This is a genomic window from Dechloromonas denitrificans, assembly GCF_020510685.1.
Lineage (GTDB): Bacteria > Pseudomonadota > Gammaproteobacteria > Burkholderiales > Rhodocyclaceae > Azonexus > Azonexus denitrificans_A.
In genome coordinates this window covers 1,948,297-1,964,088 of sequence record NZ_CP075185.1, presented here as the reverse complement: position 1 = coordinate 1,964,088, position 15,792 = coordinate 1,948,297, and the positions used below count along the sequence as shown (strand labels likewise).

Genomic DNA, 15,792 nt, shown 5'->3' with positions numbered 1-15,792 from the left:
GGATCAATCGACCACGATCGGCCAGGCTTCCCGGCTGGCGCCGTGCTCAACCAGGATGACCTCGGCCAGCGCCTGGTCGTAGCGGCGCGCCCAGTAGAGGGCGGTCAGGCCGGTCCTGTCGGGGATATCGGCATCGACGCCGGCCTCGAACAAGGCGCTCAGGCAGGCCAGACGGCCGAGGGCTGCGGCCAGGGCCAGCGGATGCAGGCCTTCGCGGTCATAGCGGGCCAGCTCGGGGCCGGCCGCCATCAGTTCGCGAACAATCCCGGGATGATCGAATCGGACCGCTTCGTGCAGCGCCGTCGTGCGGTTGTCGCTACGCGCATCGACCACGGCACCGGCCTTCAGCAACAGGCGGACCATGCCGGGATTGCCGGCCGCCGCCGCCATGCTCAGCGGGGCGAGGCCCTGCGGCCCCTTGACGTTGGGGCTGGCCCCGCGCTGCAGCAGCAGGCGCACGATTTCGCCATGCTCGCCGGCCACGGCTGCCAGCAAGGGCCGTTCGCCGAGCGCATCCGGCGCATTGGGCAGGGCGCCGGCCGCCAGCAGTTCCTTGACCGCCTCCAGTTGGCCGGCCCGGCTGGCCGCGATCAATTCGCCGGTGGCGGCGGGAATGGCCGGCAGCCGGTCGTCCCAGGCCGGCTGGGCGACAGCTGAAAATTGCTCGGGCAAGGCGCGCTGCCGGCCTTCGCCACCGGGTCGCAGACGTTCCGGCACGGCGGGCGATTCCTCGAAGGCATGGGCGGCAGGCAGCAAGCCACAGGCCAGCAGCAGCGCGTAAAGGGTGGATTTGTTCATGACTTTGTTTTATTCCGGACTACGCCAATCAAGAACATGAATATATGCGCGGCGGGTTACGCCAGCGTTGTGGAATTATTTCAATGGCAAGAAACGATCAACGCCCGCCCTCGCCCTGCCCGGCGGCAGCCCCGGCAGCGGGTGCCGGATTGTTGCTGCCGCCGCTGTGGGTGAAGCGCCACTCGGCATAGCGGGTGGCGCCCTCGAAATCCTGCTGCTCGGCCGGGAAGCCGGCGATCTTGACCGGTTTCCCGGGCGATGCGCTGACCACGCCGATGATCCGCCCCTGGCTCCTGATCAATTCCCAGGCGCCATCCGCCGTCATCGGGTCGCGGTAGAGGCGGCGCAGATGGCGAACCGGCATCGGGAAGCGCTTGTCGAGCAACAGATCGTCGAGTTTTTCCGGATATTGTTTATCGGCACCGGGCGAAATGTCGTAATAGCTGCCGATCGCCCGGCGGAATTCCTCGCCGATGAACAGCAGCTCCTTTTCCTTCTCGCGCCGGCTTTCCAGTTGCCACAGCGCGCCGGTGCCGGCCAGCGCAATGCCGGCGATGGCCACCGCGAAAAGCAGGCCGAGATAGGTGAAACCGCCCTGGCTTCTATCGGCAAAAGGCAGCGGCCCGGCGCAATTCACCATGTCGCGTAATCGCTGCCGTTTTGTCCCTGTCCTTCGGCACCGCTGCGCACGTCCCAGACCTTGCGCTGGCCCGGTTCGTCCGGCGGCGGCACGAGAACCCAGCTTTCAGTACTTTCGGTAATCGGGTCGGGTGGCACCTTGCGCAGGTAGCGCTTGGTCACCAGTTCTTCGAGCGTTTCCGGGTAGCGGCCGGTGTCGCCGCGGTATTTATCGACGGCGTCGCGCATCACCGCCAGCGACTCGCGCAGCGCCGCTTCCCGCGCCCGGTCGAGATGCTGGAAATAGCGCGGCACGGCGATGGTCAGCAAGGTGGCGATCACCGACATGACGACCAGCAATTCGATCAGCGTGAAGCCCTTTTTGCGCGCCGCCATGGCTCACCACTCCCGGTAAGGAATGCCGTTCAGGCCGCGGCCCGCCGACAAGGAATACACATCGAAAACATCCGCCCCTTCGAGCGGCGCATCGGGCGGGCTGGCATAGCTGCGCTTGCCCCAACTCTGCGCCGCCGACTGCGCCGGGTCGTCGTTGAACGGGTCGCGCGGTAAACGGCGGAGGAAATAGAGCTTGGCTTTATTGGGGTCGAGGATGTTGTCGACACCGCGAATCAGGTCTTCCAGGCGATGCGGATAACCGCTTTCGTCGACCTTTTTTTCGATCTTTCCCTCGGTCACCGCCCGCCGATAGGCGTCGATCCCGCCGCGTATTTCACGCAGCGCGGCGCGCAGCTCGACTTCCTTCTGGCGCTTGGCATTCATCTCGATCATCGGCATCGCCGCCATGGCCAGAATACCGACAATGGCGACGGTGACGACCAGCTCGATCAGCGTGAAGCCCCGGCTGGCCGATGCCGGCCTTCCCCTTCCCATCACGGCGATTTGAGTTTCAGCACATGCGAGCCAGCCGCGCCGGCAATCGCCTCGCCGCCTTCAAGCGCGGCACCAACCACGTCGACCCGGGTTTCCCCCTTGGCGCCCGGCAAAGCCCGCAAACGCAGGCTGCCCCGGCCCTGATCGACGCGCAGGCTGACCCGGCCGGCACCACTGGCGGCCGGCAGTTTCGCTTCAAGCAAGGTCGGGTCGAAGGCGATATCGACGATCACCGGCGCGCCCTGGCCCGGCGTGGCGATGCCGATATCGATCTCGCTGCCGCCGGTTGCCTCGGCCGGGCCGCTGATCTGCAGACCTTCGGCCACCGCCGATGCCGGCGCCTGGGCCGTCGCATCGACTTCGACGATAGCCCCAGGGGTTCCGAGCGGCGGCTGGACGGCCGCGCTGCCGCCGCGCGGGCTGATGCCGAGCGACTTGGGGCCTTGCGTCTTGATGGCCAACGGCAGCGCGCCTATCGTCGATTCGGTACCCGAGGGCAAGGCCGGTTGCCCGAAATCCGGCCGATGGATGTTGCGCAGCACGCGCGGCGTGATCAGCAGGATGATCTCGGTCTTCGACGAGGTATCGCGATGGCTGCCGAAAGCCCGGCCGAGGATGGGGATTTCGCCGATGCCCGGCACATGGCTCGTGCTCTTGCGCTCCTCGTCACTGATCAGGCCAGCCAGCACCGAGGTTTCGCCGTTCTTCAGGCGAAGCACCGTGCTCGCGCTGCGGGTGCCGATCTGATAGGCCAGCGAATTGGACGGCCCGGCAATTTCCTTGGCGATACTGCTCACCTCCAGGCCGATCTTGATCGACACTTCGTCGTCGAGCATCACATTCGGTTCGACATCGAGCTTCAGGCCGACGTCGAGGTAGTTAACCGAAGCCGAGACGCCGACATTGGCAGTCGAGGTGGTGGTGAAGACCGGCAGTTTGTCGCCGATGTGGATCTTGGCCTTTTCGCGGTTCTTGACCCGGATGCGCGGATTGGCCAGCACATTGGTGTCGGCGTTCTGGCCCTTGATGTTCAGCGTGAAGGCCGGGTTGGCGACAAAGGAGGTCAGGCTGCCGATTTTCTGCGCATTGACGAAACCGGCCGCCAGCGTGCCGCCGGGCGTGACATTGTTGAGCGTCACGCCATTGGCGATCGTCTGCGTGCTGATTTCTTTCTGCAGGGCGCCGTAGCCGATCGAATCCGGCCAGTCCAGCCCGAACTCGTTGAGCCGGCTGCGCGTCACTTCCAGCACCTCGACCTCGAGCATCACTTCCGGCTCGGCCAGGTCGAGCGACTCGATCAGCCGCTCGATCAGGCGAATCGCCTCCGGCGTGTCCTTGACGATCAGCAGGTTGAGCTTTTCATCGGCGAACACGTCCTTGCTCTTGGCCACCGTCTTGACCAGGCTCATCGCCTGTTTGACATCGGTATTGGCGAGATAAAAGCTGCGTACCACCAGCTCCTGGTACTCCTTGCCCTTGGCCGGGGAATTCGGATAAATCAGGAAGCTGTTGTCGTTGAGCTGGCTCTTCTCCAGCTGATTGGTCTTGAGGATCAGCCGCAGGATGTCCTCCAGCGGACTGTTGCGGACGAACAGCGTGACCTTGCTGTCGCCCTTGACGTCCTTGTCGAAGACGAAATTCAGGCCCGACGAACGAGACAGCACTTCAAAAACCGACTTCAGCGTCGCATCGCGGAATTCAAGCACCACCGGCTTGGCCAGCGCCGCCTTGACGGCCGGGTTGGAGAACCCGTTGCCCTCCTTCTCGCGCTGCTGATCGACCTGCTGTTGCAGCTGGCGCGCCCCGGTGTTGAGCGGGTCCTGCGCCCGCACGGTGCGGATGACCCGCTCGGCGCCGATCAGGTCGCTCTTTTTCAACAATTGCTCGGCCTGCAGCAACTGCTCGCCATTGCGCCGGTCCGCCACCAGTTGTTCCATGCCCTGCCGGGCTCGGGCATTGCCGGCATCGAGGGCGAGCACCTGGCGGTAGGCCTGGCCGGCCGCTTCCGGCTGACCGGCCGCCCGCTGGCGCTCGGCCTCGGCAAGGTAGCCATCGATCGTTTCGCCACGATGACGAATCAACGAGGCCTTCATTTCGGCGTTGCGCGGTTCGTCGCGTACCGCCTTCTCCAGCGAACTGATGCCCTCCTCCTTCTTGCCCAGCGAGAGCGCCGCCAAGCCTTCGCGGAATGCCGGGTGCGAACAACCGCCAAGAGCCAGCGCCATGAGCAGGAACAAACCGCGTCGTTTCAAGCAAGCATCAAATCCGGGCTGCATCGTGGAGAACCATGAGGAAAGCGGCCAATGCTAGAAAGGGCGCGTTACAGTGGTGTTAAAACCATTCAATTAACATGCGGTGCGATGTCATGGCACCGCAACATTCGCTGGCTACCGTGTGAGGCTTTTTTGTCACCTCCAGCGAATGACAACGGTCCGTTCCCCTCGCCGCGGCGCCCGCCCGGCCATCGCCCTGCTCCTCGTCGGCCTGCTGCTCGGTGGCTGCTCCCCCCGCCAGATGGTGATCGGCGGCATCGCCGACGAACTCGCCGCCCAGGGCCAATCGGCCGAGCCGGACCTCGATCTGGCCCGTGAAGCCAGCGCCTTCTACCTGAAACTGTCCGAATCGATCCTGCGCCAGCAGCCGGGGCATCGTCCGCTGGCCGAAGCGGTGGCCGGCGGCTTCACGCAATATGCCTACGCCTTCGTCGCCGGCGAAGCCGAGCAGATCGAAGCCCGCGATGCCCGGGCCGCCCAACGCCTGCGCCAGCGCGCGGCGAAACTCTATCAACGGGCCCAGCGCCATGCGCTGCAGGCGCTGGAACAGGAGCACCCGGGTTTCGCCAGGGCCCTGGCCAGCCCGCAGCCGCAGGACTGGCCGCCGCTCAAGCCGGAACAGGTCGGCCTCGCCTACTGGGCCGCCGCCGCCTGGGGTGGCTGGATTTCGCTGAGCAAGGACGATCCCGAGGTGGTGGCCGATCTGCCGCTCGCCGTGCGTCTGGCGCAGCTTGCCTGGGCGGTCGATCCGGCCTGGAGCGACGGCGCACTGACCGGGCTGCTGGCGACCTTCGAAGCCTCGCGCCCGGGCGGCAGTCAGGCGCAGGCGCTGCGCTGGTTCGACCAGGCAATCGCCCAGTCGGCCGGCAAAAGTGCCGGCCCCTTGCTCGGCAAAGCCGAGTCCTACGCCCTGCCGGCCGGCGACCAGGCCCTGTTCGAAAAATTGCTGCACCAGGCGCTGACCATCAAGGACCAGGCCGACAGCCCGCTGACGCTGCAAAACGAGGTCATGCGCCGCCGGGCGCGCTGGCTGCTCGACAAAACGGCTGACTTGTTCTGAGCCAGCCGACCAATATCAGGGAGAGAACGATGAAGAGACCATTTCGCTGGGCTGGGCTACTGCTTTGCGCCGTGCTGGCACTGAACGTAACGGCGGCCGACCAGCAGTTGCGCATCGGGACGCTGGCCCCGAAAAACTCGCTGTACCACCAGCAATTGATGGAGCTGGGCGAGGCCTGGCGGAGCACCCAGGGCGACAAGGCCAAATACCTGGTTTATCCCGATGGCAGCCAGGGCGGCGAAACCGACATGGTGCGCCGGATGCGCGTCGGCCAGTTGCAGGGCGGTCTGCTGTCGGTGGTCGGCCTGCGCGAAATCGAGCCGTCGATTGCCGCGCTGCAGAACATGCCGCTGATGTTCCGCAGCTGGGAAGAAGTCGATTACGTTCGGGAAAAAATGCGCCCGGCGATGGAAAAGCGTTTCCTCGACAAGGGCTTCGTCGTGCTCGCCTGGGGCGACGCCGGCTGGGTCCGCTTCTTCTCGAAGGAAGCGGCCGTTCGTCCCGACGACTACAAGAAGGTCAAGTTCTTCGCCTGGGCCAGCGAGCTGGAGCAGCAGGAGATCATGAAGAGCCTGGGCTATACGCCGGTGCCGCTGGAAACCGCCGACATCCTGCCGGCCATCCAGACCGGCATGATCAATGCCGTGCCGTCCACGCCCTACTTCGCGCTGGCGACCCAGATCTATACCAGCGCCCCGAACATGCTCGACCTCAACTGGGCGCCCATCGTCGGCGCCCTGGTGGTGACCCGCAAGACCTGGGACGGCCTGAGCCCGGAAGCCCAGGCCGTGGTCCGCGAAGCCGGCCGGAAAGCCGGCGGGCAGATCCGGGCCCGGGCCCGGCAGGAGGTCGATGAAGCGGTCGAGGCGATGAAGAAGCGCGGCCTGATCGTCAACAAGCCGAATGCCGAACAGTTGAAGGAATGGCACGATCTGGCCGAGCGCCTGTATCCGAAGATACGCGGCAAGCTGGTGCCGGCCGATACCTTCGACGAGGTGGTCGGCCACCTGAAAGCCTACCGCAGCGGCAAGGCCAGGTAAGCGATGGGCGGCTTGCGGCGCCTCGGCGCCTTCGACCAATGGCTGGCCGGCCTGGCGCTGGTGCTGATGCTGCTCATTCCGCTGCTCGAAATCGTGCTCCGCCCACTGTTCGGCGCCGGCATCGAGAACGGCCCGGGGCTGGTCCAGCATCTTGGGCTGGTTCTCGCGATGTTCGGCGCGCTGGTCGCCGAGCGCCAGGGCGAGCTGAGTTCGCTGTGCAGCGGCCTGGCCAACTCGGCAAACCCGCTGCTCCGCAAGGCGGCCGATTATTTTGCCCGGGCCAGTTCGGCACTGATTGCCGGCATGCTGGCTGAGGCGAGCTGGACCTTCGTCGTCAGCGAAATGGCGGCGCCGCGCAATCTGGCCTACGGCATGCCCGGCTGGCTGATCGAAGCAGCGATGCCGCTCGGCTTCCTGCTGCTCGCCGTCCGCTTTGCCGCTCGCCTCGGCCACAACTGGCCCGGCCGGCTGCTCGCGGCGGTCGGCCTGCCGCTGTGCGGCATGCTGTTCGCCGGGCATTTCGACGGCGACACCCTGCCCCTCTGGCCCTTCGCCATCTGGCTGGCCGCCATGCTGTTGTGCGGCGCGCCGATCTTCACCGTGCTCGGCGGCCTGGCGCTCGCCCTGTTCTGGCAGGAAGGGCAGCCGCTCGCCGCGGTCTCGCTCAGCCATTACCAGATCACCGTCAATCCTTCGCTGCCGGCCCTGCCGCTGTTTACGCTGGCCGGCCTGCTCTTTGCGCGGAGCGGCGCGGCGGCCCGTCTCGGCCAGCTATTCACCGCGCTGTTCGGCAGCGGGGTCAGCGGCACGGCCATCGCGGCGGCCGTGCTGTGTTCGTTCTTCACCGCCTTTACCGGCGGCAGCGGCGTCACCATCCTGGCGCTTGGCGGCCTGCTGCTGCCGCTGTTGACCAAGGCCGGCTTTCCCGAGCGGCGCGGCATCAGCCTGGTGACCAGCGCCAGCGCACTCGGCGTGCTGCTCGCCCCCTCGGTGCCGCTGATCATGTACGCGATCATCGCCCGCCAGCCGATCAACACGATGTTCCTCGCCGGGCTGCTGCCGGCCGTCGTCATGGTCGGCTTCCTGCTGCTGGCCGGCGGTTATCTGCGACGGAGCCCGACGGTGCCGCTGGCCGGCCCGGAAAAAGCCCCGGCGCTGCCGGTCAAAACCGCGCTGTGGGCGGCCAAATGGGAAGTCCTGGCGCCGGTCGTGGCCATCGGCTCGCTGATCAGCGGCCTGGCGACGCCGACCGAGAGCGCCGCGCTGACCACGGCCTACGCACTGTTCACCCAGGCCCTGGTGCATCGCGAACTGGACTGGGCGCAGATCGGCCACACCCTGCGCCAGTGCGCCGCGGTAATCGGCGGCATCATGGTCATTCTCGGCATGGCGCTCGGCCTGACCAATTACCTGGTCGACGCCGGCATTCCCGATGCGGCGACTGAATGGGTACAAGCTATCCTGCCCAACAAGTTCGCCTTCCTCGTCGCCCTCAACCTGTTCCTGCTGCTGGCCGGGGCGCTGATGGAAATCTACGCCGCCATCGTCGTGCTGGTGCCGCTGCTGCTGCCGGTGGCGATCAGCTACGGCATCGACCCGGTGCACTTCGGCATCATCTTCCTGGCCAACATCGAGATGGGCTTCCTCTGCCCGCCGGCCGGCATGAACATCTATTTCGCCTCGGCGATGTTCGGCAAGTCCATCCGCTATGTCGCCGGCTCGGTCTTGCCGGCGCTGCTGGCGATGTTCCTCGGCGTGCTGACCATCTCGGCGCTACCCTTCCTCGCCAACTGGCTGCCGGCGGTCTTCGGGCACTAGCCGGTCGGACTCAGCGCGCCTCGACCGGCGCCGTCTGGGCGGGCGGGGTGCGCGCTGCGCCGAGCAGGGTGTTGTCGAGCTGGCGGGTTTCCCGCTCGGGAATGATTTCCAGCACATTGACCACCTTGCGCACGCCGTCGGTGGTGCGGGCGATGGCGACGGCCACCCTGGCCTCCTGCTCGTTGACCAGGCCCATCAGGAACAGCGTGCCGTTTTCGGTAATCGCCTTGATGTGATTGACCGACAACTGATTCGACTCGACCAGCCGGGTGCGGAGTTTGGACGACACGAAAGCGTCGTTGGAGCGCGAGGAAAACGCCGCCAGCGGTCCGACCACCAGTTCGTTATGAACCTTGCGGATGCCTTCGATCTTCTCGGCCATCGCCCCGATCGCCTGCCGCGCCTCGTCGTCGGGCACTTCGCCGGTGAGCAGCATGACCCGGTTGAAGGCGGTGAAATTGACATGGGTCGAATTCCGGTAAGGCGCCGGCATCCGGTTGCCGCCTTTCCATTCCGATGTTTCGTCGTCGGCCTGGGTGCCGGTCGACCGGCGGTCGTGAGCGCTCAGCACGGTGACGGCGGCGCCGGTGGCGAGCAGCGCCGGGACGCAGCCCTGCAACAGTGGAAAGAGGCCGACAAGCGCGGCGATGAGCACATTTCTGACGTTTGGCATGACTGGTTTTCCAAAAAGATGACTGAACGATGCAGGGCATTCTCGGCACCCGGCGTTACACCTTGTTGACTGCCGCCCACATCCGACAAGCAGCCGCTAGGCCGAACGGACTAGGTTGCGGCTCGACCAATTTTCATGTCACTCGCCTATCGTGCCGCAACGCTGGATCGAACCGGCCGACCACTCTCGTTTCCCGGCAGCCTCGCCTTTCCTGTTGCGCGGCCGCCAACCAATTCGCAATTCGTCATCCCCGCCCGACGGGGGATTCATTGTTTCCTGGAGATCCATCGATGCGTACTTCGTTGAAACCCATCATTCTCGCCCTGGCCCTGGCCATTCCCGGCCTGGCCGCCGCCGAAGGAATTACCGTGTTGCATGTCGGCGACCAGGAAAGCTGGCTGCTTTCCGCCCAGGGCAACCTGCGCGACAACGCCTCGCAAGCCATTTCCTACTATGGCGGCATCGACCGCCTGGCGACCGTCATGGCCAATGCCGCGGCGAGCGCCACGGCGGCCGGCCGCTCGGTCCTCAAGCTGAATGCCGGCGATGCCTTTCTGCCCGGCCCGCGCCTGAACGCCAGCTTCGTCAATCTCGCCACAGCCCATGCCGACGGCGGCCAGGACTTCTACGACAGCATCGCCCTGCGCCAGATCGGCTTCGATGCGGCGGTCTTCGGCAATCACGAATTCGACCTCGGCCCGACGGTCGCCGCCCGCTTCGCCGAAGTGTCCGGTACCACCTACTTGTCATCCAATCTCGATTTCACCGCGACGCCGGAATTCGCTGCGCTGGCTGCCGCCGGCAAGGTCGCTCCGTCGAAGATCGTAACGACGACCGGCGGCAAGAAGATCGGCATCGTCGGCGCGACCACCCCGCTGCTGCCGACCATTTCCTCGCCGGCCGCCGACAGCATGCTGGCCTACGATGCCAACGCCACGGAACTGCAGAACCTGCAGGCCATCCTGCCGCTGCTCCAGGCCGAGATCAACGCTCTGCGCAACAAGCACGGCGTCAGCGCGGTGATCGTCATGAGCCATCTGCAGAACGTCGCCAACGAGCGCAATGTCATGGTTCCCGGGCTGACCGGCGTCGACCTGGTGATCTCCGGCGGTGGCCATGAACTGATGGCCGATCCCGACGACCTGCTGATCAACGGCGGCGTCGCCCCGACCTTCAACACCCATCCGATCTACGCCAACGATGCCGCCGCCAAGCCGGTCGCCATCGTCACCGGCCACTTCGGCAACCGCTACGTCGGCGAAGTGAATGCCACGCTCGACGACAGCACCGGCGCCCTGACCAGCATCGACAGCACCCGCATGCTGCGCGTTTCCGGCGCCGCCGCCGATGCCGACAAGGTGGCCGGCGAGCCGGTCATCGCCGCCAGCGTCATCGCCCCGGTCAACAGCTTCATCGCCGCGCTCAACGCCCAGATCATCGGGACCACCGCGGTCAAGCTCAACGGCCCGACCCACGTTGCCTGCGCCGCGCTGCCCTGCACCTTCACCGCCGGCGTGCGCAATGCCGAAACCGGCCTCGGCGATCTGGTGGCCGACGCCATGCGCTTCGCCGGCAAGGCCGATGTCGCCATCCAGAACGGCGGCGGCATCCGTACCAATATCGCCGGCCCCGGCAATCTGTCGGTCGGCGATACCTTCAACGTGCTGCCCTTCACCAATCTGGTCAAGCGCGCCCCGGTGATGAACGCCAGCCAGTTGAAGGACCTGCTCGAACACTCGGTCGCCGCCTCGACCCCGACCGGTTCGGCGCAAGGCCGTTTCGCCCAGGTTTCCGGCATCAAGGTGACCTTCGACACCACGCGCACCGCCCGCAGCAGCGTCGCCGCCAACGTCGGCAGCGGCGACCGCATCCGCAGCATCGTGCTCGACGACGGCACCGTGCTGGTCAAGGATGGCGTCGTGGTCAATCCGACCCGGACCTTCTCCTTCGCCACCATCGACTTCACGGCGGCCGGCGGCGACGGCTATCCCTTCGCCGCCAACGGCGTGGCCTTCGAGAATGCGGTCAACACCGTCACCTACCAGGAAGCGCTGGCCAGCTTCATCAACACGCCGAAGGCCGAAGGCGGCCTGCAGCGGCTCAACGCGGCGGACGGCGACGAAGTCACCAGCAACATGTACGGTCTGGAAAACGCCTATGACCGGCACGGCCGTCTGACCGACCTGGCCATCGCCGTCGCCCTGCCGGGCGTCACCAAGACCGGCACCGCCGGCCGCGACGTGATCGTCGGCACGGCCGGCGACGACACCATCATCGGCGGCCTCGGGGCCGACACGCTGACCGGCGGCGCCGGCGGCGACAAGTTCGTCTATACCAGCCTGCGCGATGCCGGCGACACCATCACCGACTTCACGCCCTACGCCGACAGTATCGACCTCAGCGCCCTGCTGGCCGGCATCGGCGCCAGCCAGGCGACGGCTTTCGCCGACGGCTACGTGCGCATCGTCGATGTCACCGGCGGCGTCAGCCTGCAGATCGACACCGATGGCAACGGCCCGCTGGCCGCCCGCCCGCTGGTCACGCTGAAAGGCCTGACCGCCAAGCAAATCGCCCCGGCCCGCGACCTCGGCCTGTAACCAACCTCATCTGAATCAGGAGATTTACCATGCAAAAGTTCTTCCGCACCACCGCGCTGGCCGCCCTGCTGCTCGCCGCCCTTCCCGCCGCCCAGGCCGCCACCCAGAATTACATCTTCAGCGGGACGCTCGACTCCGGCATTTTCAGTGGCCAGTCATACTCCGGCAGCTTCAGTTTCGACGACGCCGCGCTCACCAACCTCGGCTCCGAGTGGCTGGGCGTCGGCAATCTGAGCTTCAGCTTCCTCGGCAACCACTTCACGCTGAGCGATGCTGCCGCACCGGCCGAAGTAGGCTATTTCAACGGCAACTTCCTCGGCCTTTCCTTTTCGGTGGAGAGCAGCGAACCGAAGTTCTCACTGATCGCCGGCTATGAGAACGCCAGCGAAGCCTTCATCGCCTACGACACCTCGGCAATCGGTGGCTCCGGCGCCGGCAACGTGATCTACGCCGCGGTTCCGGAACCCGAGTCCTACGCCTTGCTGCTCGCCGGTCTTGGCTTGATGGGCGCGCTGGCCCGCCGCCGGGCGAAGATGGCCTGATCGATCGGCCCTGCGCACTGTCCGACTGACGAAATGGCTCCTTCGGGAGCCATTTTCCCGATTTGCCGGCCGGCCCCCGTGCCGCCCCTTTTTCGAGATTCGAAGACCATGAAAACCCGCCCCACCGCCCCGCCCCGTTTCACCCGCCGCGTCATCGCCGCCAGCCTGCTGCTCGCCAGCCTTCCCGCCCTGGCCGATGGCGTCTATCAAACGCTGCCCTTCAGCCAGAACTGGTCGAACATCGACCTGATCACGACCAGCGACAACTGGGATGGCGTCCCCGGCATCCTCGGTTACCGCGGCGACGACCTGACCGGCTCGACCGGCACCGATCCGCAGGGCATCGTCGCGCCCGGCTCGATGGTGCTCGACGTCAATGCCAACCAGACCGCGCCGAACACCTTTTCGACCGGCGGCGTCGCCGAGTTCCACCTCGCCGACCCGACCATCGCGCTGACCGGATCGGGCACGGCCGATGCGCCGTTCATCCTGCTGCACCTGAATACCGCGGGTTTCCAGAACATCCAGGTGGCCTACAGCGTCCGCGACCTCGACGCTTCCGCCGATAACGCCGTCCAGCAAGTTGCGCTGCAGTACCGCATCGGCAACAGCGGCAATTTCGTCAACGTCCCCGCCGCCTATGTGGCCGACGCGACCGAGGCCGGCACGGCGAGCAAGACGACGCCGGTTGCCGTCACCCTGCCGGCCGCCGCCGACAACCAGGCGCAACTGCAGTTGCGCATCATCACCAGCAACGCCGTCGGCAACGACGAGTGGGTCGGCATCGACGATATTGCGGTCAGCGGTTCCTCGCTCGGTGCGGTGAACCAGCCGATCATGCCGACCTGCCTGGCCGGCAGCATCAATCAGGGCAGCGCCGGCAGCTTCCCGCTGAGCGCCAGCGATGCCGACAGCCGCGTCAATGCGGCCAGCCTCGCCGCCGGCACGCCGGCCGGATTCTCGCTCAGCGGCCTGGTGGCAGCCGGCGCCGATGGCGGCACGGCAACGGTCACACTCAACGTGGCGAGCAGCGTCGGCGCCGGCAACTATGCCGTCGTCGTCAATTTCGCCAATGATGAAACGCAGACGGCGAGTTGCACCGTCGACATCGCGGTAGCCGGCCTGACGCCGATCTACAGCATCCAGGGCAACGGTCCGAGCAGCCCCTTCGCCGGGCAGAGCGTGACCACCCAGGGCGTGGTGACCAAGATCAACAACAGCGGTTTCTTCATGCAGGACGCCAGCGGCGACGACGACGAAACGACCTCGGACGGCATCTTCGTTTACACCGGCAGCCTGCCGACCGTCAGCCTCGGCGACCTGGTCCGCGTTGCCGCGACGGTCAGTGAATTCGCCGTCGGTTCCGGCGCCGTGGCGGTCGCCAACCCGCTGACCGAGCTGACCAGCCCGACCGTCAGCGTGCAGAGTACCGGCCATACGATCGCGCCGCGGACGATTACGCTGCCCGAGGCCGTCGAAGGCGACCTGGAGCGTTACGAAGGCATGCTGGTGCACATCGACAACACGCTGACCGTCAGCCAGAACTATTTCCTCGGCCGTTACGGCCAGCTCACCCTGGCCGCGGGTGGCCGCCTCGAAAAGCCGACCAACCGCTACCCGGCCGGCAGCGCCGAAGCCATCGCCATGGCCGACGACAACGCCCGTCGCCGCATCCTGCTCGATGACGGCAGCAGCCTGCAAAACGTCAATCCGACCCCCTACCTGGCCGCCGACAACACGGTGCGGGCCGGCGACACGATCAACGGCATCACCGGCGTCATCGATTACGGCCTGGCGACCAGCGATACGGCCGGCCTCAGCGACTTCCGCATCCATCCAAGCGTCGCCCCGACGATCACCCGCGCCAACCCGCGCACGGCCGTGCCGGATGCGGTTGGCGGCAACATCAAGGTGGCCAGCTTCAACGTGCTGAACTACTTCACGACCATCGACCAGAGCGGCGCTTCCTGCTACCCCGGCGGCACCCGCAGCGATTGCCGTGGCGCCGACAGCGCCGCCGAGTTCGCCCGCCAGAAGGCCAAGATCGTCAATGCGATCAAGGCGTTGAATGGCGATGTCGTCGGCCTGATGGAGATCGAGAACAACGGCAACACCGCCGTCCTCGACCTGGTGGCCGCGCTCAATGCCGCCATGGGCGCCGGCACCTATGCCAGCGTCGCCCTGCCGAGCGGCGGCAGCGGTACCGATGCGATCCGCGTCGCGATGATCTACAAGCCGGCCAAGCTGTCGCCAGTCGGTGGTGCGGTCAGCGACACCAACGCCATCCACAACCGCCCGCCGCTGGTCCAGACCTTCGCCGCCGCCAACGGCGAGAAATTCAGCGTCGTGGTCAATCACTTCAAGTCGAAGAGCAGCTGCCCGACTTCCGGCTCCGATACCGATCAGGGCGACGGCCAGGGCTGCTGGAATACCCGTCGGGTCGAGCAGGCCCAGGCGCTGCGCAGCTATATCCAGGGTCTGCAGGCGAGCAGCGGCGATGCCGACGTGATCGTCATCGGCGACCTCAACGCCTACGGCAAGGAAGACCCGATCCTCGACTTCACTGCCAACGGCTATGTTGACCAGGTCGCCCGCTTTGAGAACCTCGGCTATTCCTACGTTTTCGACGGCGAATCCGGCTACCTCGACCACGCCCTGGCCACGCCCAGCCTGAGTGCCCAGATCGCCGGGGCGGCGCATTGGCGGATCAATGCCGATGAACCGGCCATCATCGACTACAACCTGGAGTTCAAGCAGCCGGCCTGCGCCACTTGCGGCCCGGACTACTACACCAGCACGGCCTATCGCTCATCCGACCACGACCCGGTGGTGATTGGCCTGAATCTGTTCAAGTCGATCTCCGGCACGGCCGGTCGCGACACCCTGGTCGGCAGCGCCGGCGACGACGTGATCAGCGGCGGCATCGGGGCCGATACCCTGACCGGAGGGGCGGGGGCCGACCAGTTCGTGTTCGCCAGCCTGCGCGACGGTACCGATACCATCACCGACTTCCAGCCGGGCATCGACCGTATCGTGCTGACCCAGGTGCTGCAGTCGGCCGGCATTGGCAGCAACGCACCGCTCGCCGATGGCTACGTCACCTGCAAGGCGACCGGCAGCGATGCGCTGATCGGCATCGATACCGATGGCGCGGGTCCGTCGGCCAGCCGCAGCCTCGTACTGCTCAAGAACCAGAGCTGCGCGGTGGCGATCCCCAGTAATTTCGTGTTCTGAAGCAGGCGGTAAATCGGCGGCACAACGGGGAGGCATGGCCTCCCCGTTTTATTTCAGCCGCCAACCGCCGACTAGTCCGTTCGGCGCATATTGGTGGCGCTATCGGAAGTGATAGCGGTAACGCCGCCAACCTAAACTGGCAGGCCGTCGCTCGCATCAAAAGCTTGTCGCCGCAGCCCGCCGGGACAAGACCCAACATGCGCGACCAGCGATAACACCTTGAGACTGCTTTCCGGAATGCACAAAAA

General features: G+C 66.0%; 12 protein-coding genes. 6 read left to right on the top strand and 6 right to left on the bottom strand.

The annotated features are described in order from the left end of the window. Positions 1 to 3: 3 nt before the first annotated feature. From KI611_RS09480 to KI611_RS09460, 5 genes are all read right to left on the bottom strand, one after another. The gene (locus KI611_RS09480; RefSeq protein ID WP_226419571.1) at positions 4 to 798 is read right to left on the bottom strand and encodes an ankyrin repeat domain-containing protein; all 795 of its coding nucleotides are present in this window, start codon (positions 796 to 798) and stop codon (positions 4 to 6) included. A gap of 97 nt (positions 799 to 895) precedes the next feature. After that, a complete protein-coding gene (locus tag KI611_RS09475; protein WP_226419570.1) occupies positions 896 to 1,438 on the bottom strand; it encodes a type II secretion system protein in 543 nt (180 codons plus the stop codon). Then, entirely contained in the window at positions 1,432 to 1,812 is a 381-nt protein-coding gene (locus tag KI611_RS09470; RefSeq protein ID WP_226419569.1) for a type II secretion system protein, read from the bottom strand. Before KI611_RS09470 ends, KI611_RS09475 begins: the two co-directional genes overlap by 7 nt. Before the next feature lie 3 nt (positions 1,813 to 1,815). Further along, positions 1,816 to 2,307 (bottom strand): type II secretion system protein, encoded by a 492-nt coding sequence (locus tag KI611_RS09465; protein ID WP_226419568.1) that lies wholly within the window; start codon positions 2,305 to 2,307, stop codon positions 1,816 to 1,818. Next, entirely contained in the window at positions 2,307 to 4,559 is a 2,253-nt protein-coding gene (locus tag KI611_RS09460) for a secretin and TonB N-terminal domain-containing protein (RefSeq protein WP_226419567.1), read from the bottom strand. The genes KI611_RS09465 and KI611_RS09460 overlap by 1 nt, the downstream gene beginning before the upstream one ends. A gap of 169 nt (positions 4,560 to 4,728) precedes the next feature. Here KI611_RS09460 and KI611_RS09455 point away from each other — a divergent pair, with 169 nt between their 5' ends. From KI611_RS09455 to KI611_RS09445, 3 genes are read left to right on the top strand one after another with little or no spacing between them, the layout of a single operon-like run. After that, positions 4,729 to 5,640 (top strand): TRAP transporter TatT component family protein, encoded by a 912-nt coding sequence (locus KI611_RS09455; RefSeq protein WP_226419566.1) that lies wholly within the window; start codon positions 4,729 to 4,731, stop codon positions 5,638 to 5,640. A 29-nt stretch (positions 5,641 to 5,669) separates the two neighbouring features. Next, positions 5,670 to 6,680, top strand: a complete 1,011-nt coding sequence (gene dctP, locus KI611_RS09450; RefSeq protein WP_226419565.1) for a TRAP transporter substrate-binding protein DctP — start codon at positions 5,670 to 5,672, stop codon at positions 6,678 to 6,680. A 3-nt stretch (positions 6,681 to 6,683) separates the two neighbouring features. Beyond that, complete coding sequence (locus KI611_RS09445) at positions 6,684 to 8,498, top strand: TRAP transporter large permease subunit (RefSeq protein ID WP_226419564.1); 1,815 nt, start codon at positions 6,684 to 6,686, stop codon at positions 8,496 to 8,498. 10 nt (positions 8,499 to 8,508) lie between these two features. Here the strand turns inward: KI611_RS09445 and KI611_RS09440 are convergent, their stop codons facing one another. Further along, entirely contained in the window at positions 8,509 to 9,171 is a 663-nt protein-coding gene (locus KI611_RS09440) for a BON domain-containing protein (protein ID WP_226419563.1), read from the bottom strand. Between the two features lie 290 nt (positions 9,172 to 9,461). Here KI611_RS09440 and KI611_RS09435 point away from each other — a divergent pair, with 290 nt between their 5' ends. The 3 genes from KI611_RS09435 (at position 9,462) to KI611_RS22150 (ending at position 15,544) form a co-directional block, all read left to right on the top strand. Next, entirely contained in the window at positions 9,462 to 11,768 is a 2,307-nt protein-coding gene (locus KI611_RS09435) for a 5'-nucleotidase C-terminal domain-containing protein (RefSeq protein WP_226419562.1), read from the top strand. Between the two features lie 29 nt (positions 11,769 to 11,797). Next, complete coding sequence (locus KI611_RS09430; protein WP_226419561.1) at positions 11,798 to 12,310, top strand: PEP-CTERM sorting domain-containing protein; 513 nt, start codon at positions 11,798 to 11,800, stop codon at positions 12,308 to 12,310. Positions 12,311 to 12,418: 108 nt separating this feature from the next. Continuing rightward, positions 12,419 to 15,544 (top strand): ExeM/NucH family extracellular endonuclease, encoded by a 3,126-nt coding sequence (locus KI611_RS22150; RefSeq protein WP_319002335.1) that lies wholly within the window; start codon positions 12,419 to 12,421, stop codon positions 15,542 to 15,544. Positions 15,545 to 15,792 lie beyond the last annotated feature (248 nt).

Bases quoted from the DNA above. Each gene is read 5' to 3' on its own strand.
- KI611_RS09480 (WP_226419571.1), bottom strand. From the start codon at position 798: ATGAACAAATCCACCCTTTACGCGCTGCTGCTGGCCTGTGGCTTGCTG.
- KI611_RS09475 (WP_226419570.1), bottom strand. From the start codon at position 1,438: ATGGTGAATTGCGCCGGGCCGCTGCCTTTTGCCGATAGAAGCCAGGGC.
- KI611_RS09470 (WP_226419569.1), bottom strand. From the start codon at position 1,812: ATGGCGGCGCGCAAAAAGGGCTTCACGCTGATCGAATTGCTGGTCGTC.
- KI611_RS09465 (WP_226419568.1), bottom strand. From the start codon at position 2,307: ATGGGAAGGGGAAGGCCGGCATCGGCCAGCCGGGGCTTCACGCTGATC.
- KI611_RS09455 (WP_226419566.1), top strand. From the start codon at position 4,729: ATGACAACGGTCCGTTCCCCTCGCCGCGGCGCCCGCCCGGCCATCGCC.
- dctP (WP_226419565.1), top strand. From the start codon at position 5,670: ATGAAGAGACCATTTCGCTGGGCTGGGCTACTGCTTTGCGCCGTGCTG.
- KI611_RS09445 (WP_226419564.1), top strand. From the start codon at position 6,684: ATGGGCGGCTTGCGGCGCCTCGGCGCCTTCGACCAATGGCTGGCCGGC.
- KI611_RS09440 (WP_226419563.1), bottom strand. From the start codon at position 9,171: ATGCCAAACGTCAGAAATGTGCTCATCGCCGCGCTTGTCGGCCTCTTT.
- KI611_RS09435 (WP_226419562.1), top strand. From the start codon at position 9,462: ATGCGTACTTCGTTGAAACCCATCATTCTCGCCCTGGCCCTGGCCATT.
- KI611_RS09430 (WP_226419561.1), top strand. From the start codon at position 11,798: ATGCAAAAGTTCTTCCGCACCACCGCGCTGGCCGCCCTGCTGCTCGCC.
- KI611_RS22150 (WP_319002335.1), top strand. From the start codon at position 12,419: ATGAAAACCCGCCCCACCGCCCCGCCCCGTTTCACCCGCCGCGTCATC.